Genomic DNA, 19,478 nt, shown 5'->3' on the forward strand with positions numbered 1-19,478 from the left:
TAGCCTAAAAAATACGTAATAGGGCGATAGTGATCATCCCTACCAAAACAGTTTTCATTAAATCTTTTGTACGAATAGCAACAAGTAAAGTAGGTATACAACTTATCGCTTCTAACGTTTTTACTTTAGGAAAGCCTGTCGCCTGAACTTCTAAAATACTCTGAAATAAGAGTGCCGTCAAGATGCAAATTGGAATATAAGATAAAAAACGAAGAAACCATTTTGGAAAATCGACTTTTTTTGAGATCAGAAATGGAAAAATCCTTGGAATCCAAGTGACTAATGAACATCCTAAAATAGTTAGTAAAACATAATTGTTACTCATGGTGATTCACCATCCCAACTGCGCAACCTAAAAGTGTAGAAAATAAAACAGAAAGTTCCGATGAAAAAAAGCCCATAAAGAAATATAAAGATACACAAACGGTTCCCAAAACAATCAATGTTTGTTTCGTGCGTTTTTTAATAGGGTTTTCCACTTGGAGAACAAATAAACCTGCAAACATAGCCACTAAGGCAAAATCTAGTCCTAATAGATAAGGATCTGGAATCCATGTTCCTAATAACCCTCCAATGACAGTAGAAACGATCCATGTTAAATACGCCGTGATATTCAACCCATGTGTCCAAGCTGAACTGACACGGTGATCATTATTTAAAGCTGTCATCAACACACCATAAGATTCGTCCGTCAATAATGTGCCAATACCAATATTTGTAATCAACGGCTCCTTTTTGAAATGTGGTGCCACTGACATACTCATTAGAAAGTGTCTCAAATTAACTAAAAATGTTGTAAAAACAATAGCTGAGATCGGCGACTGAATCGCAAGCATCCCACAAATAATAAATTGTGCCCCGCCAGCATAAACTAAAATCGACATCAATGCAATTTCTAAAATTGACAAACCCACATTTTTACCAACGACTCCAGCAGCAATACCTATCCCAAGGTAACCTAAAATTGTTGGTATACAGGCATTCACACCTTCTTTAAATGTTACATACTCTTTTTTTTCCATACCCATATAGTTCTCCTTAAGATACAACGTGGCTTTTAAGCCATCTTTAATTACCAACAGTCTAACCAACAGTTACTTTTAAAATACGATTTCCCCATTCTCTGATTAACAAACCAGACTGGGATATAACTCTACGAGTCATATCCCAGTCTCATGGAATCCAAATAAACAATCGAATTTGAAGTAACTACTTTAAAAATAAACACTCTATCCCAATTTTGTTTTAGCTTTTAAGTTATCTTCCTGCATTTCTGGAAGCATTCCCTTTAAACCAACCAGTTTTTGCATTGATGGTAACTAAATACTGATTGTCTGCTCCGTACAAATTGTAATAACCTTCCCCATTAATGATTCTAGCTGGTTGTAACGAGTATGCTCCAGCTGTAATGTACCCACGTTGAATGGAAGTTGCAATAACTTTTTCTTGAACACCAGGTGCCCAACTCCAAGCAGGATTGCTCATGTCACTAACATCACTTGGATTCACTGAGTAAACGGGATCAGTATATATACCTTGAGCATTTGGCGCCGAAAACGTACTAGAGTCCGGTTGGCTACCATTGGAAGTTTGAGTATTATTTCCTTGGTAATCAGACACTGTATCATTGGTCGTTGTTTGTGCAGATGTTTGGTTTGCGGCAGACGGTTGTGCCACTGCATTTTCTGTGTCTGTCAATGATTTATCCGCTTTTACCAATACATCATTCAACGGTTTACGCAATCCTTCGCTTTTCACTTTATCGACTTCTGTTTTTGCTGCAACATAGGTTTCTCTTGTTAATGCATCCGTTAAGACATTGTTTTTATAAAACACATCCACTGCTGCTTTGGCTTTTTGCAATTGATCATATTGTCCCGTTGCTTGTTCAACTGCTTGATTGATTAGTTTATCAAAGTCATCTTTTTCAGCCCGTTTTGTTAACTCAACTTTTTTATCAACTTTGATTGCTACATCTTTTAATTTGCTTCCATCAATAATTGGCTCAGCAAATAATTCATTTATTTTTGTAATAGCTGCTTGTTTGTCCATGACTTTTTTATACACAGCATCTAGATTTTTGTAGTTTGAATCATTTTTCAACGTATCTAAGTTTTCTTTAATCGTCTTTGTGCTAACACCAACCATTTCTGGTTTGAGAAATAGTTGCTTATCATCTGTAAAGTAACTATTTAATTCTTTTTCAGTTTGAGTTGCTAACTTATCTTGCTTTTGTGCAACTTGTTCTTCAGTTTTAGAATTTTTTTGTGTCTGACTATACGCGAACCAAGATCCTCCAGCGAGTATAACAACTGCAGCTAAAGCGATGGACATCTTCTTATAATCTTTATTGGTTGATTGTTTTTGAGATTCATGTTTAACGACAATCTTATCTGTTGGTTTTTCAAATTGATTATTCGTCTTTTTCCCTTCATCTGCTGGATCTTTAAAGAAAATAGGCGCAGCATCCATCTCAATCTCTTCTGGTTTTTTACTTTTTGACGGAATCTCTGTAGTGCTGCTAGGCAAAGCTTTCGGACCAAAAGTTTTGGTTTCTTCAATCTGGTCATCTGGTTTTGTAAATTTTGTGATTTCTTCTTTTGGCATATTTTTTTTCATTTGCTCAGAATCTTTTTTTTCAGATTCCGTTGTTTTATTTTCAGGCTCCTTTGGATTCACTTTATCTAGTCCTTTGTCGTATGATTCTGATTGTTCAGCAGAAGTTGTTACTTGATGATTTACTTCTGACAGTACATCAGTTTCTTTAGGTGTTTCTTGCTGTATATCTGTCTTAGTTTCTGAAGGAGTTTTCTCAATGGTTTCTGGTTTGTCATTTTTATGTTCATTGATATATTGATTTAATGCTGCAGTATCTGCTAATTTGTCTGTTTCTTTATCAAGAGAAACAGACTCTTTTTCAACGTTATCTGGTGATTCCGTTGGCGTTACTTCTGTTTCAACTTGTTCTTTTTTATTATTTTCAGTTTGTTCGTTGTTTTTTTCTTCTGGTTGTTGCTCATTGAACATGGTCATCACATGACCAATACTCATATCTTTTAATTCAGACCATTCGATATTTTCATTTTGATCTTTATTTAAAAAATCAGAAGAACTTTTTTCTTTTTCGTTATTTTTGTCATTCTCAATCGTTGTTTTAGCTGAAGTTTCCTCATTATCTTGTTGATTTTCAAAAGAAAAACCACACTTTGGACATACTTCGTCTTGGCTGTCTATTTCAGTTCCGCAATTCGGACATTGATTCGTCATTCATTCCGCCTCACATTCTACACATTCATGTAAATCTAATCTACCATAAAATCGTGTTTCTTCCAATATGTAGTATCTAACTTTTTTATTACGATTGTTTAAAAATAGCCCTTTTCGAAAAAATCGAAAAGAGCTGTTCAAATTTTAAAGAAAAACGTCTTATTCTAGAAAATCTTTTAATTGTTTAGATCGAGAAGGATGGCGTAATTTACGTAAAGCTTTGGCTTCGATCTGACGAATCCGTTCACGTGTTACACCAAATACTTTTCCAACTTCTTCCAATGTTCTTGTACGTCCATCATCTAAACCAAAACGTAAACGTAAAACATTTTCTTCACGGTCAGTCAAAGTATCTAATACATCTTCTAGTTGTTCTTTTAATAATTCATAGGCTGCATGCTCAGCAGGACTTGTAGCATCTTGATCTTCGATGAAATCCCCAAGATGAGAATCGTCTTCTTCACCAATAGGTGTTTCTAAAGACACAGGCTCTTGAGCGATTTTTAAAATTTCACGTACTTTTTCAGTCGGCAAGTCCATTTCTGCACCAATTTCTTCTGGTGTTGGTTCCCGACCTAAATCTTGTAGTAATTGACGTTGGATACGAATTAATTTATTGATGGTTTCCACCATATGCACAGGAATACGAATAGTTCTAGCTTGGTCAGCGATCGCACGAGTAATTGCTTGACGAATCCACCACGTAGCATATGTTGAAAATTTAAACCCTTTACGGTAATCAAATTTTTCAACAGCTTTCATTAAACCCATATTTCCTTCTTGAATCAAATCAAGAAATTGCATACCACGTCCTACGTAACGCTTAGCAATTGATACTACTAAACGCAAGTTTGCTTCAGCTAAACGTTGTTTTGCTTCTTGGTCGCCTTCTTCGATTTTTAAAGCTAACTCCACTTCTTCTGCTGCAGTTAATAATTGAACACGTCCGATTTCTTTTAAATACATACGAACAGGATCATTGATTTTAACACCAGTCGGGGCAGATAAATCTTCCATTTGGGCTTTTTCAGCTACTTTTACATCTTTTTTAAGACTATGTTCACTCGGATCCCCATTCTCGTCAACAACACTAATACCAGCATCCTCAACTTTTTGGATCAGTTTTTCCATTTCGTCTGCATTCAATGTAAATGGTGTTGCTAATTTGTTCGTTAAATCATCATAAAAAACACTACCTTTAGGCTTGTTTTCTTTGATAAAGGCTGCCAATGCAGCTGAATATTTTTTTTCTGTTTCTTTTTCCATGAAAGAAGGCCCCCTTCATTTTTCCATTCGGCAAATGTATAAATCATAGTCAAGTACGTTGTCTAAAAAAATTAATTAAGACGCTGTACGACTTTTTTGCAATTGTTTTACTAAGCTGATAACTTCAATGGCTAACTCGTCTACTAATTGTTTGTTGCCAAGTCGTTCTGCTTCTTTCTTTTGCTGCTGCTTTTCAGTAATCAACTCTTCTAAACTGGAATTTGCAATTACTTTCAAAACATCAGCTATCTCTCGTTCAGAACTCTCATCTGAAATAGTTTGTAAAGAAATATCTATTGCTAATTTCTTAATTGCTTCTTCTTTTAAATAATCCAAAAAGTCAGCAAGAAGAAACTCATCATGAATACTCATGTAACTATCTAACAACAAGTAGAGTTCTTGATAATGATCATGGGCAAAATTGAAATCAGGAAGTTGAATCATTTGATTTCGAACACTTTGTTCATTCATTAAACGGTACAATAACGTACGCTCTGCTTTTTCAACTTGTGTTAAAGGCAACTTATTTTGCACAGTTGGAGTAGCAACTTCTTCAAACATCTCAGGCGGCTCCAACATGCCTTCCATCTCAAAATCTTGAGGCGGAGGTGCAATTTGCTGTTGCCGTTCTCTTCTTTTAGTTGAGCGCTGCTGTGTTTCAAGTTGTTTTAATTGCTCCTCTAAAGAATGAAAAGATAACTGAAATTCTTGAGCTAATTGATTCAAATAGCGATCACGTTCTAGCGGTGACTGTACCAAGATCAGTTCCTGCAGTAAGTCATTCACATAGTCTAACTGCTCTTTTTCATTATTCATATTTCTAGTCAAACGATGATATTGCATTTTAAAACTAAACACTGTCTCTCGACCATGTAGTGCTAACTCACGAAATGACGCATCCCCATATTTCCGTAAGTATTCATCTGGATCTAACTTCTCTGGAATGCTCACAACACTCAATTGAAAACGACTGTGTTCGCTTAGCAACGAGATTGCACGATTAGTTGCTTCAACGCCCGCTGTATCGCCATCATAACAAACGACAAGCTCCTTTGCTACTCGTTCAAGCTTGCGAATTTGCTCATTGGTCAAGCTAGTTCCCATTGATGCAACACCGCTTGTAATTCCCGCTTGCCAAGCAGCGATTACATCCATAAATCCTTCAAATAAAAATACAGTATTTTCTTTACGGATTTCTTTACGGGCTTTATCAAAATTAAATAAAGTATCTCTTTTATTAAACAGCACGGTTTCCGGACTATTTAAATACTTAGGCATATCGTCCCCTGAAAAGTGTTCTGTTTTAAGTAATCGTCCTGAAAATGCAATCACATTTCCACGATCATCATTAATCGGGAACATAACCCGCTGATAAAAACGATCCAGAAACTCGCCATTGTCTCTTTGAATAAATAACCCAGATTCTTTAGACAGATTCTCAGCTACTTCTTCATTTTGAAATACTTGACTTAAGAAATCCCGTTTCTGAGGAGCGAATCCAATTTTGAAAGTTTCAATCAATTCTTTTGTTAATCCGCGATCCAGTAAATAATTCAAAGCTGGCTCGCCGATTTGTGTATTCATCAAAACATGATGGTACAAATCCGCAGCTTTTTTATGCAGTTCAATCAATTTGCGATTTTGTAGGTTTTCTTTAGAGTCAGAATCTGTTGCGTTAGTCCAGTCGATGTTTACTGGGATTTGCTCCAATTCAGCGACTCTTCGTACTGATTCCGGGAAATTAATCCCTTCTATTTCCTGCAGAAAATTAAAAACAGTTCCGCCTTTTCCGCAGCCAAAACAATGAAAAATTTGTTTATCTTCTGCTACTGAAAATGAAGGGGAACGTTCTTCGTGAAATGGACATAAACCCATATAATTCTTGCCGGATTTTTTCAATTGAACGTATTGTCCAACCACATCAACAATATTCGTACGTTGCCTTACTTCCTCGATAACCTCTTGAGGAATTCTTTGTGCCACTGTTCTCACCTCCAATAAATAGCTAAAAGCTAATTCACGTGATCAGTCAGTAAAAAAGCACTGAAACTTCCAGCGCGATTTTAAAAAGACACAATTACACATGTTTCATTGTATCATAATACACATAATTTACAAGTACATTGAATCTTTATTTTCATTATTCTCACCTATAAAAAAAGAATCTGAGGTATAACTTTCAATGTTATACTTCAGATTCTTAAAATAAGAACAAATAGTAGCTATAATTTTTTTATAAATCTTTAATTGTTTTCCCTGCTCTTTTCATTTGGAAAAGACCAATTATGATTCGTACAATGATATTAATAAGCATCATCACTGCAAAAATCGGTAATGTTTGACCATTTAAAAAGCCGACTTCTAAGATGCTATGGAAAAGCATCGCTGCTACGTAGATACCGCCCACAGTTGTGATTGCTAAGAAAATCCGCAAAGGGTTAAATGGTAAACAAGCCCTGATAACAGCCATACAGCTAATGCCAATCAATAGATAATACATCAATGTCGTTGTTTCTATTTGAGTGAAAGCCTGATTTGCCCCTATCAAATAAACAGCAACAACGTTCGCTACCACCAACACAGCATTGACAGAAGCATTTTTTAAAGCAGTGGGTAAAAATTTCCCGTTAACTCTTCTCTTGTCACCTTCAAAGGATAAGAAAAATGCTGGGTACCCTTCAATAGCCAAATCGATCAATGTGATTTGAATAGGTATAAATGGAAATGCTACTGTGGTAAACACACAAATCATCGACAAGATAAATGAATAAATTGTTTTAATAAAGAAGATACTTGCCACTTTCGTTACATTATTAACAACACGTCTACCTTCAAATAAGACATCCGGCAAGGTCGTGAAATCGGAATCCAACAAAACTAAATTAGAAATTTGTCTAGTTGCCCCATCACCTTCTGCCATAGCGATACTGCAATCTGCTTCTCTTAAAGCTAAAACATCATTCACACCATCACCTGTCATGGCAACTACATGATCATTGTCTTTCAGTTCTCTAACGATGGTTCTTTTTTGTTGCGGTGTTACACGACCAAAAACAGTATATTCATGAACAGCTTGACGAACCTCTTCTTCTGTTTCCATCGTTGATAAATCAATGTACGATTCATACCCAAATAAACCGGCACGGCGAGCAATATTAGAAACTGTCACAGGGTTATCACCAGAAATAACTTTTAAGTCGATACCTTCTTCACGCAAATACGCTAAAGTTTCATTCGCATTTTGACGAATTGGATCATCGATTTCTAAAACAGCCAATGGTTCTAAGTGAGGCATAGATTTTTCATCCAATGGTGTGTTTTCTGCAATAGCCAACATCAATACACGATACCCATTCTCTTGTGCTTCTACTACTTCATTTGGTAATTGATCCGCTGTTACTAATTTTTCAGGAGCACCAAGATAAACTGTTCCTAATTCTTTAAATTCAACTGCTCCCCATTTTCGCTCAGATGAAAATGGCAGGGTTTTAATCGCACCGTAGCGATTAGATAAGTCAAAGTGATCACGAATGGCTTGCATTGTAATGTTATTGTCTGTACTCTCTGCCAAGTAACTTCCAATAATTTGTGGGAAATTTTCGTGATAATTTGCATGCATAACTTTTACTTTTTGAACTTTCATTTTACCTTCAGTAATGGTTCCAGTCTTATCTAAACAAAGAGTATCTACATGGGCTAAGGTTTCAATTGAATACATATCTTGAACAAGAATACGTTTTTTAGCTAATTTCACAACACCTGTTGTTAGTGCAATACTGATTAAGAGAACCAAACCCTTCGGCAGCATTCCAAGCAAAGCTGCTGCAGAAGCAACTACTGAAGCTTTCATTCCAGAATCTCGAATCATAAATCCTTCTAGGAATAAAATGATCCCTATAGGGATGATCACTAAACTCGTAAACTTAGACACTTTTCGAATCGAATTAACTAATTCAGATTGAATTGGTTTGTGCACTTTTGCTTCTGCTGTAATTTTAACAGCGTAGTTATCAGCTCCAACATGAATAACTCTTGCATACACTTGACCACTCGCAAGAAAACTTCCAGATAACAGAACGTCTCCTTCCGTTTTCTCAATTAAATCAGATTCACCTGTCAATAACGCTTCATTCGCTTCTGATTTACCTTCTATAACTTCCATATCAGATGGGACTTGTTCCCCAGCAGAGATCAAAACGATGTCATCGACCACTAATTCTTTTGTGTCGATTTCCACCTCTTTGCCTTCACGAATGACATGGACACTCTCTTTAGCTACAATTGATAATTTTTGCACTAAATTTCTTGCATGGATTTCTTGGTAGATTCCCATGCCCATATTCACCAATATGATAGCTAAAAACGCCAAATTGGAGTATGCACCTACAAAAAATAAACAAATTGCAATTGCAAAGTTTAAAAAGTTAAACAGTGTCATTACATTATCGTAAATAATATCTTTTGTTGATTTAGCGACATTCTCTTCGTAATCATTTTGCAGTCCTTGCTTTTTTCGTTCCTCCACCTCTATTTGAGTCAAGCCTTGCTTCATGTCGAACTTATTTTCCATGGATTTGATTCCCTACTTTCTCATTGTTAAAAACACATCTTCTTTAGTTTACTTGTAAATAGAAAGAACATCAAGAAAATCCTTAAGAATTCGTAGTTTTTAATAAACGATAATTCCTAAGGATCTGTATTTTTACTATTAAAATTATTTTAACCACTTAATAAATTGCTGATTCATCTTAACGATATCTGCGTAAAACATGTTGCCTCCGTTACTATAAAGAAAGCCGCCATTATATACAAGCGCTTGAGGACGATAATAACGATACGTTTTTTCCTCTGTATTCCCTAACAAAGGAGATAAAATCTCTCTTGAGTATTCTTCTGCAAGGGCAACAGAATTTTTTCCACCACGTTCTTTTACAAATCCAATATAATCTAACCCGAAATTATAGGCCTGCACTGCTGTCCAAATATCACAGCCTGCTTCATTTGCTTTTTCGATAGATTGCGCTAAGAAAGCGACACCTGTATCAATACTTTCCTTAGTACTGCCAATTAATTGCCGTTCGCCATAAGCGCTTTCGCTACTTTGCATCAAATCATCTGACTTACCTTTTGACTCAGTATAAATAATAGCTAAAACTAAATTTTTATATTCAGGGATGTTGTTTTCTTTTACCGCTCGTTCTACTTCCGATTCATAAGTTACCACTTGCTGAACATTCTGGCGGATCTTAAATCCAAAATATCCTATACTGATAACCAACATCAGCAAAAGCAGTAATAGTATTCTTTTAATGATTTTCTTTACTTTGCTCATCTTATCATCCAAACTTTTTTTAGGTAGCTTTTATAATACGTTATTATTCAAAAAAAATCTAAAAAAAAGACGATTCTTTATTATTCTTTAATAAAAATTTGAGCATTATTTCGTCTATTCAGTTTCCAACCACACCAAAAACCGATATACTAAACAGGATAGGTGGTAACCATATGGAAAAAAGAAAAAAAACTTTACTAACTACTGATAACAGCTCAATTTATTATGAAATCTCAGGGCAAGGTTTTCCTTTATTTCTTCTCCACGGAAATGGTGGTAGTGGAAAATATTTTGAAAAACAAGTACCAGAGTTTAGTCGCAGCTTCAATGTTTTTACCGTCGATAGCCGCGGGCACGGTCGTTCGAAAAACAAAAGTAATTTCCTCTCTTTCGAGCAAATGGCAGATGATCTCCATGGGATCATGGAACAAGAAAATATTCTTCAAGCAGATATCGTTGGATTCAGTGATGGTGCTAACTTGGCAATGGTTTTTGCCAAAAAGTATCCTGAGTTCGTTCACCGATTAGTTCTAAATGCCGGTAACACAGTTGTTCAAGGTGTTAGTCTCCCAATAAGAATTGTTACAGTAATAGAATATATCTGCTTTAGGTTTCTCGCTTTATTTAGCAAAAGAGCAAAAAACAAATCACTTGTTGTTGGTTTAATGCTAAGAGATATTGGTATTTCTCCCTTGGACTTACAACAATTATCCGTTAAAACTTTAGTGATAGTTGGTAAATATGATATTATCAAACAGTCTCATTCAATGTTTTTAGCTAAAGAAATTCCTAATGCCTCATTTGTTTTAGTGCCAAAACAAGGACATTCGTTTGCTAAAAAAAATCCTAAGGTATTCAATCAAGAAATTTTGACATTTTTAAAAGAAAAGTAGGTGCTAATAATGAAAAAAATGCTTCAATGGACAAAAGATCATATCAGCTATCTTAAAACAATTTTTATTTTTTCAGTAGTCATTATTATTATTCGTGAATTACTCTCAATTGCTAAAACAATTTCACTAAACCAACTTGCGACTATTTTTCAAGATATTGCATTTTGGAAAATTGGCTTGATGTTTCTAATTGGTTTAATTGCTGTCTTTCCTATGATTGGTTACGACGTAATTCTAAACAAAATTTTGAAACAAAAACCTAAAAAAATCTATCTCCTAGAAAGTAGTTGGATGATTAATACAATTAATAATGTAGCTGGTTTTGGTGGTTTAATCAGTATTGGTTTACGGTCTGAATTTTACGGGAAAGAAAAAGACGGAAAAATGGTTGTCAGAGCCCTTTCAAAAATTCTGATTTTTTTAATGTCTGGACTTTCAATATACAGTCTACTCGCTTTTTTCCTTGTTATGTTCGGACATACAAATGATTATTTACAGCAATATTGGATTTGGCTGATTGCTGGAGGCTTATATTTTCCAGTTGTTTTGATTGCAAGTTTGATTAGAAAAGATGAATATATCGGTGATATCGATAATAAAACGCGAGTTGGACTTATTTTGACTTCTTTTTTAGAGTGGACAGGCGTTTTAGGTAGCTTCTTGTTGATTGGTATGTTGATGGGTATCAAAGCAAATCCAATGCAGATTATCCCTCTTTTCATCGCTGCCTCAGTGATTGGGATCGTCTCTATGATTCCAGGCGAACTTGGTAGTTTTGATATCATGATGATTATAGGCCTATCTGCACTGGGAATTGACCGGGATGTTGTGGTTGCATGGATATTACTTTATCGTTTTTTCTATTATATCTTACCATTCTTTATTGGTGCTATTTTCTTTATAAAAAATCTAAGTCATGGCTTAAATTCAAAATATGCTGGTATTCCCAGAGAACTATCAACGGAATTAGCGCATAAATTTGTGGTGTTTTTGATGTATTTTTCAGGTGTTATGATTGTTCTTTCAGCTACAGTTCCAGAAGCTTTTAGTGAATTTGGTTGGTTAAAACATTTAAACCCACTTTCGTTTCATATCATCACACAATTTCCAGCTATTTTATTGGGTTTTTTATTACTTATCATGGGACGAGGAATTGCAGCGAGAGTTAAACGAGTTTATCTACCCACGATTGGTTTGATTTTAGTGACATTGATTTATACCTTTATCAAAGATTTCAGTTGGGGTGTTATTATTTTCCTTAGTCTGTTATTGGTAATCGTCGTTTTTTCAAAAGGCGAACTAGTTAGAGAACAACTGGTCTACTCTTGGGAAATGATTACTATTGATGGTATTATATTTCTGGCTCTGACTATTTTGTATATTGTAATAGGCGTATATAATTTACCTGCATTTCCTCACCATAATGGTCACTTTATCTCCTTCTTTTTCTTTCCATCTGAAAAAGTTTGGCTTTCCGGATTTATAGGCATTTTATTAGTTACATTGTTTAGTTATTTATTTGTCCGCTACCTAGAAGGCAGTCGATATAAAATGGGTACACCATTAGATGAGGAACGAGCACACACTCTTTTAGAAACATATGGCGGAAATACAGATAGTCAATTAATATTTCTAAAAGACAAAGACATGTATATCTACACCAATCAAGAGCATGAAGATACGGTTTTATTACAGTTTAAAACGTTAAACAATAAATGCATTGTTATGGGAGACCCTTCAGGGAAAAAAGAAGATTTTCCAATTGCCCTTGAACAATTCATTAATGAAGCTGACAAATGGGGCTACCTCCCTGTTTTCTATGAAGCATCTGAAGAAATCGTGATGTTCTTACATGAATTCGGCTATGATTTCATCAAAATGGGGGAAGAAGCTCATGTAGACTTGCCTAATTTTACGTTGTCAGGTAAGAAAATGAAAAGTGAACGAGCAGTTATGAATCGCTTTACAAAAGAAAACTATCAATTTGAAGTCATTCACCCACCTTTTTCAAAAGAGTTGATGCAAGAATTAAAACAAGTTTCTGATGAATGGCTTGGTAGCCGTAAAGAAAAAGGCTTCTCATTAGGATATTTTTCCGAGAGCTACTTACAACGCGGGAAAATAGCAGTTGCTAAAGATCAAGAGAACCAAATTATCGCTTTTGCAAATATTATACCTACGTATACTCAAGATGAAGGTACAATTGATTTAATGAGATATAGTAAAAAAGCCCCTTCTGGTGTAATGGATTACCTGTTTATTTCTTTATTTAACTATATGAAAGACGAGGGATTAACTTATTTTAATCTGGGAATGGCTCCTCTATCAAATGTTGGAACATCTAAAAAAAGCTTTATCCAAGAGCGAATCGCTTATTTAGTCTATGAATTCGGCTCTCGTTTTTACTCATTTCAAGGTTTGAGAGATTACAAAGAAAAGTATGCTGCTGAGTGGTTTTCTAGATACACTTTATATTCCAGAAACAGTTTCATCGCCTATGTGATGATTGCATTGCTGATTATTGATAATGCACCCATTGAGGAACAAAAGAAAATGCACGGTGTACGCCGCATTCTTAGAAATAGGTCTCAACGATAAATAAAAAGAAGGACTGATATTATCTCAGCCCTTCTTTTTATTTATTTTTCTATTTCAATAACAATACCTGATCCGACAGTCCGACCACCCTCGCGAATAGAAAAGGTTGTTCCTTGTTCTACTGCAATCGGATGTATCAGTTCTACATCAATCGTTACATTATCACCCGGCATTACCATTTCGATCCCCTCTGGTAACTTAACAACTCCAGTTACGTCAGTTGTACGGAAATAAAATTGTGGACGATAATTCTCAAAGAACGGTGTGTGACGTCCGCCTTCTTCTTTCGTTAGTACATAAACTTCTGCAATAAATTTTGTATGAGGTGTAATTGAACCAGGTTTTGCAATTACTTGGCCACGTTCGATTTCGTCTCGTGTAGTCCCTCTCAAAAGCACACCTACATTATCCCCTGCTTCTCCGTAATCTAAGGTTTTACGAAACATTTCTATTCCGGTTACTATCGCTTTTTGAGTGTCAGGTTTAATTCCGATGATTTCGATTTCGTCTCCAACGCTTACTTTTCCTCGATCGATACGTCCTGAGGCAACTGTTCCTCGGCCTGTAATTGAAAAGACATCTTCTACTGGCAACAATAGCGGTTTGTCGGTATCTCGTTTAGGTGTCGGAATATAGTTGTCCACCGTATCCATCAATTCCATGATTGCAGCTTCGGCGTTTGGATCACCTTGCAATGCCTTCAGAGCTGAACCTTTAATAATAGGTGTATCATCACCTGGGAAACCATACTCATTTAGTAACTCACGAACTTCCATCTCTACTAAATCGATTAATTCTTCATCGTCAACTAAATCAATTTTGTTAAGAAATACGATTAAATAATTTACACCTACTTGGCGTGACAATAAAATATGTTCTCTTGTTTGGGGCATTGGTCCATCCGTTGCAGATACAACTAAAATTGCTCCATCCATTTGGGCAGCCCCTGTAATCATATTTTTCACATAATCTGCATGTCCAGGCGCATCAATATGAGCATAGTGCCGAAGTTCGGTCTCATATTCTACATGTGCTGTGTTAATCGTAATACCGCGTTCACGTTCTTCTGGCGCTGCATCAATACTAGCATAGTCTTGCGGGTTTGCTAGGCCTTTTTTTCCTAATACACTAGTGATTGCAGCGGTTAATGTTGTTTTCCCATGATCGACATGTCCGATCGTTCCGATATTTACATGCGGTTTACTTCTTTCATAATGTTCTTTTGCCATAATTTACAAACCTCCTATTTTGATTAAAGGTTCAAAGTAAAATCAATTTAACTTGACCATCTCTGACCTTTATAGTGTTATTATATACCTGTTATTAAAATACACAAGTTATTTGCTTACTTTTTATAAGTAAATAAAAATGATGATAACACATGAAAAAGGAAGGGCAGAAATACATCCGCCCTCCCTCTGTTCATTCTTCAATCAATTAGTTATTGTGCTACAAATTGATCCATCTTCTTCTCAACAGCTTCCCCACATACATTGGCAAATTCAGCCGATAATCGTCGAAGTTCTATCGCATCTTCTAAAGAAAGATCTTCCGTTTGAAATTTTCCAATTAATTCCAATAATTGTTCTGTATTGTCATTCATACCGCCACCACCTTATTTATTCATCGATTACTTGTTCATACTCCAATTCATCATAAATAGTTAAAATGAAATTTTTACTATACAAATTAGTTAGGTTCTCTATTTATTATACCAAATAACTTTCATGATCAATGTAAAGAATAATTGATTCAGATTGATCATTCTTCTTTAAAAAAACAAGTTAGATCATCTAATGTAATTGTTTTATAGACAGATATTTGTTTTGCTAGAATAAAATGCTGGGAATTTCTCCAAAATATCCAATAATCGCAACTTTCTTACCAGTCTGCACTTTTTAGTAGTTCTTATTTTTTAACTGCCTTTGGATTATTCCCTTTGATAATAATCATTTGATTTTACTCCCTCATCTGTCTCATCTTCTCTCCAAATGAGACAAATAAACCATATGATTATCAACCAACTTCAATTCGCGACTACTCTTATTCACGCAAAATAATCTTCTTCTAAATAAAAAGCATAATGTGCTCGTTCAGATATGAAGGGAAATAGGCCACTATAACTGAGGTACTTTTTTTCTCATTCATATGTTGTCATTTTTCCAAAACTCAAGCTCATGAAGCTAAAATAAAACAATCACATTCTAACCATATCATAGAAAAAAAATAAAGCAAGAGTATAAAAAAGCTATCCAAGAAATTTCTCGGATAGCTTAACTTTAACTATTTAACAGTTACTTTACCAATTGAATCATTCGCAGATACTGTTTGGTTTGATTTAGTTAAATCGTAGTTTTCAACAACATCTTGATTTGTGAATACAACGATTAAATCAGATTTCTTACCTGCAGTTTCTAGAGCGGCTAAATCAATTGTAGCTACTTTATCACCTTGTTTAAGTACTTGACCTTCTTCAACATGTAAAGTAAATGGTTCACCTTTTAGCTCAACCGTATCTAAGCCCATATGCAACAACACTTCGATACCAGAATCTGTTTGAATTCCTAATGCATGTTTTGTTGGGAAAATACTTGTGATTTTTCCAGCTACTGGTGTAGAGACTTCACCATCAGTTGGAATAACAGCAAAACCATCACCCATCATTTTAGCAGAAAATACATCATCTTGTACTTCTGAAATTGGAATAACTTTCCCATTTGCAACAGCATATAATTCAGTTTCTTTTGCAGTTGCTTTTGGTGTTTCAGCTTTCACCTCAGGCTTTTTTGCAGGTTCACCTGAAACTGGAGCTGCTCCTTTGTGAAGCTTAGTCATTTCATCTGCTACGAATTGTACTTCAGTACCAACGATGACTTGAATATTTTTATCGTCAATTACTTTCACACCTGGTACGCCAGTTGCTTTAATTTTTGCTTGATCAACTTTACTTGTGTCATTAACCGTTAAACGTAAACGAGTTGTACAGTTATCAATTGAAGTAACATTTGCATCAGCGCCAAGACCTTGATAGATTTTATTTGCTAGTACAGCAAATTTATTATCGCCAGTAGTATCAACGTCTGGTGTTTCTTCACCTTCGCCTTCTTCACGTCCTGGAGTCATTAAGTTGAATTTCTTAATTGCAAAATCAAAGATTACAAAGTATAAAACTGCCATTACAATACCTTGAATGATTAACATAAATGGTTGATTTGCAATTGGATTGCGTAAACTTAAAACAAAGTCCACTAGGCCTGCACTAAAGGCAAACCCTGCTGTCCAATGGAAAAATGCTGAAATAAATAATGAGATACCCGTTAATATTGCATGTAAAACATACAATGGCCATGCAACGAACATGAATGAGAACTCTAATGGTTCAGTCACTCCTGTGAAAAATGAAGCAAAAGCTGCGGCAATCATCAGTGAAGCAGTTGCTTTTTTCTTTTCAGGACGTGCATTACGGTAAATAGCATATGCACCAGCTGGTAAACCAAACATCATAACTGGGAAGAAACCAGCTTGGTACATACCAGTAACTCCTTTTTCACCAGCTCCTTTTAAAAAGTTACCAATATCATTAATACCTGCCACGTCAAACCAAAACACCGAATTTAACGCATGGTGCAATCCTGTGGGAATCAACAGGCGGTTAAAGAATCCGTATAAACCAGCACCAACAGCACCTAATTTAGAGATAGACTCCCCGAAAGTAACTAATCCAGAGAATACTACTGGCCATAAGAAGAACAACACGCCAGAAGCAACTAACATTGCTAAGGCTGTCATAATTGGCACCAATCGTTTTCCACTAAAGAAGGATAACGCCATTGGTAGTTTTACTTGACTGAATCGATTATACATCGAAGCTGCAATCAAACCAGACAAAATACCAATAAATGCATTACTGATTTTAGCAAATGATGGATCAACTTGCTCCACAGGAATGCCTTTCATTGCACCAACAGCTGCTGTTGAAAGTAAAGTTGTTACAACCAAAAACGCTACTAATCCACTAAGTGCTGCTGCGCCATCTTTATCCTTAGACATACCTAACGCTAGTCCTACCGCGAATAAAACAGGTAGATTATCGATAATTGCACCACCTGCTTTAACTAAAAAGACAGATAGAAAATTTGGATCTCCCAAACCTGTCATTACGTTAGGGTCAATCCAATACCCAATACCCATTAGAATCGCTGCAGCTGGCAATACCGCTACAGGAAGCATCAACGAGCGTCCCATTCTTTGCATATAAGCTTTCATTTTTGTATCTCTCCTTGTCTTTTATTTGATCATCTTTAGCCGTTCGATATGAATAGCTAGATAACCTAATTCTTCATTTGGTACTTGGTAGTGAAAATTTCTCATTAACAAAACTTGGACTTTTTTCGATATTTCGTAACTTTCTGCATATTTCTTACGCACAATATCCAAAATCTCATCATCTAACACTGCATACTGACTTTGCTGAAAACGATGAATAAACAATCGCAAATGATTGACTAATCGTGAATAACTCAAGCTCATCTTTTCATCATGGATATTGATTCCTAATTCTTGCTCAATTAAATGAATAACTTCTGAAACAATAGTGACTTCACGAATACTTTTACTATTATCCGTTCGTCCGCTGCGAGCACTATGAATATGGATTGCAATATAACCTGCTTCATCATAACTAAACGGAATTCCAAGTGTTTGCGTCAAATAATCCACGGCCCATTGTGCAATTGAGAACTCTTCACTATAAAGAATTTCGATCTCATTTAAAAGTTTATTTCTCACAATGATATTATTTTGGATATTTTCAGCAGCAAACGCAATATGATCACTTAAACCAATATTGATGTGTTCATTCAGTTTCTCACCAAGTACGGTCTCGGCATGAGCGATGATTGCTTCCGTGACAAAAAAATACTTTTCATCAATTTGTGATAATAGAACTTGGAGCTTTTTTAAGCCTTCGGGTTCCATTACAAACATTCGTTCCACTTGCTGTTGGGGTAACAAATCATTTTTCTTTTTGTTAAAACCCACACCCTTGCCAACTGCCACTTTTTCCTGCCCAGCATCCACGACAAGTACTGCATTTTGATTGAGCACCTTTTTGATTTTCATAAACATTCCTCTTCTGCAGAAGTAGATTGTCCATTTTCTTGCTGTAAGACAACAAAAAAGCATAGAACAATCCCGTCAAAATATGAGTATATCATATTTCAATGAAATTCTTCCATGCCTAGTATTATCTAGTCACATGAAAACGCTATTTGCAATTTGTTAACAGTGATAGTTTACAAAGATATAGACCATTTGTCAATCATTTTGATTCTATTTTTTTCTTACTGATGAAAATTAGGCTATTTAAACGTTTATCTTATAAAAAAACAGGAGCGTTCTAACAATGAGAACACTCCTGTTTACTTTTTATTTTTCCTCTTCAGGATCTGCATATTCATCTTCGTCATCAAAGTCATCATCTACATCATCTTCATCAATAATCGTCAGATCTTCTTCGATTCCTGGTAACTCTTCTTCCTCATCATCAGAATCTGCTCCGATTTCTTGAAGATCTGAGTTATATGCTTTGATCTCTTCGTCTTCTTCATCATCGTCATCATCATAAAGAATGTCATCGTCGTCATCCGTCAATTCAGCATCTTCCGGATCGTCATCATTGTAGTCGATCACATCTTCATCATTTGCATCAATAATGAAGGCATTGACTTTCTTACGTTTTCTGCGGCGTGGTTTATCCTCTTCATCTTCTTCTAAACCGTGTGTTACTTCTTCGTCGATAGAATCAATTGGATACCATGAGCGCAAGCCCCAACGGTTATCTCCTAAAGAGATAAAACTGCCATCAATATTTAAGTCAGTATAAAATTGTGCTAAAGAGTCACGAATTTCGCTGTCAGATTTTCCAAGATAATTTTGAATTTGGTTTACTAAATCAGAGAAGTCCATCACATCTTCACGTTGTTCTAAAATTGCGTGCGCAACTTCGATCATGGATAGTTCATCTTTGTTCAACCCGTCAAATACATTAATTTCCAAACGGTACACGTCCTTTCACAGTCTACTCCTTATCATACAAAAACATCAAGAAAAAATCAATTGAT

General features: G+C 35.5%; 14 protein-coding genes. 2 read left to right on the plus strand and 12 right to left on the minus strand.

Annotated features, from left to right (window positions below; all coding sequences use genetic code 11):
* Positions 1-4 precede the first annotated feature (4 nt).
* The 7 genes from BCR23_RS03640 to BCR23_RS03670 form a co-directional block, all read right to left on the minus strand.
* Positions 5-325 carry an AzlD domain-containing protein gene (locus BCR23_RS03640; RefSeq protein ID WP_069634146.1) on the minus strand — a complete coding sequence of 107 codons (321 nt, stop codon included), beginning with the start codon at positions 323-325 and terminating at the stop codon, positions 5-7.
* Positions 318-1,022: an AzlC family ABC transporter permease gene (locus tag BCR23_RS03645; protein ID WP_069634173.1), complete on the minus strand. Its 705-nt coding sequence runs from the start codon at positions 1,020-1,022 to the stop codon at positions 318-320. The genes BCR23_RS03640 and BCR23_RS03645 overlap by 8 nt, the downstream gene beginning before the upstream one ends.
* Before the next feature lie 235 nt (positions 1,023-1,257).
* Entirely contained in the window at positions 1,258-3,267 is a 2,010-nt protein-coding gene (locus tag BCR23_RS03650; RefSeq protein WP_069634147.1) for a cell division site-positioning protein MapZ family protein, read from the minus strand.
* 159 nt (positions 3,268-3,426) lie between these two features.
* Entirely contained in the window at positions 3,427-4,533 is a 1,107-nt protein-coding gene (rpoD, locus tag BCR23_RS03655; RefSeq protein WP_069634148.1) for an RNA polymerase sigma factor RpoD, read from the minus strand.
* A gap of 75 nt (positions 4,534-4,608) precedes the next feature.
* Positions 4,609-6,516, minus strand: coding sequence for a DNA primase (gene dnaG, locus BCR23_RS03660; RefSeq protein ID WP_069634149.1), 1,908 nt, complete (start codon positions 6,514-6,516; stop codon positions 4,609-4,611).
* 250 nt (positions 6,517-6,766) lie between these two features.
* The gene (locus BCR23_RS03665) at positions 6,767-9,103 is read right to left on the minus strand and encodes a cation-translocating P-type ATPase (protein WP_069634150.1); all 2,337 of its coding nucleotides are present in this window, start codon (positions 9,101-9,103) and stop codon (positions 6,767-6,769) included.
* A gap of 144 nt (positions 9,104-9,247) precedes the next feature.
* Positions 9,248-9,865 (minus strand): lysozyme family protein, encoded by a 618-nt coding sequence (locus BCR23_RS03670; RefSeq protein ID WP_069634151.1) that lies wholly within the window; start codon positions 9,863-9,865, stop codon positions 9,248-9,250.
* Between the two features lie 173 nt (positions 9,866-10,038).
* On the opposite strand from BCR23_RS03670, the gene BCR23_RS03675 reads away from it, so the two are divergent.
* Both BCR23_RS03675 and mprF read left to right on the plus strand, forming a co-directional pair.
* A complete protein-coding gene (locus BCR23_RS03675; protein WP_069634152.1) occupies positions 10,039-10,758 on the plus strand; it encodes an alpha/beta fold hydrolase in 720 nt (239 codons plus the stop codon).
* A gap of 9 nt (positions 10,759-10,767) precedes the next feature.
* Positions 10,768-13,356 (plus strand): bifunctional lysylphosphatidylglycerol flippase/synthetase MprF, encoded by a 2,589-nt coding sequence (gene mprF, locus BCR23_RS03680; protein WP_069634153.1) that lies wholly within the window; start codon positions 10,768-10,770, stop codon positions 13,354-13,356.
* Positions 13,357-13,397: 41 nt separating this feature from the next.
* Here mprF and tuf read toward each other — a convergent pair whose 3' ends face one another.
* From tuf to rpoE, 5 genes are all read right to left on the minus strand, one after another.
* A complete protein-coding gene (tuf, locus tag BCR23_RS03685; RefSeq protein ID WP_069634154.1) occupies positions 13,398-14,585 on the minus strand; it encodes an elongation factor Tu in 1,188 nt (395 codons plus the stop codon).
* A 212-nt stretch (positions 14,586-14,797) separates the two neighbouring features.
* Entirely contained in the window at positions 14,798-14,959 is a 162-nt protein-coding gene (locus BCR23_RS14690; RefSeq protein WP_167352148.1) for a hypothetical protein, read from the minus strand.
* A 680-nt stretch (positions 14,960-15,639) separates the two neighbouring features.
* The gene (nagE, locus tag BCR23_RS03690; protein WP_069634155.1) at positions 15,640-17,622 is read right to left on the minus strand and encodes an N-acetylglucosamine-specific PTS transporter subunit IIBC; all 1,983 of its coding nucleotides are present in this window, start codon (positions 17,620-17,622) and stop codon (positions 15,640-15,642) included.
* 21 nt (positions 17,623-17,643) lie between these two features.
* Entirely contained in the window at positions 17,644-18,477 is an 834-nt protein-coding gene (locus tag BCR23_RS03695) for a PRD domain-containing protein (RefSeq protein WP_069634156.1), read from the minus strand.
* A 306-nt stretch (positions 18,478-18,783) separates the two neighbouring features.
* Entirely contained in the window at positions 18,784-19,413 is a 630-nt protein-coding gene (gene rpoE / locus BCR23_RS03700) for a DNA-directed RNA polymerase subunit delta (protein ID WP_069634157.1), read from the minus strand.
* Positions 19,414-19,478: the final 65 nt, after the last annotated feature.

The organism is Enterococcus quebecensis, from assembly GCF_001730365.1.
Lineage (GTDB): Bacteria > Bacillota > Bacilli > Lactobacillales > Enterococcaceae > Enterococcus_L > Enterococcus_L quebecensis.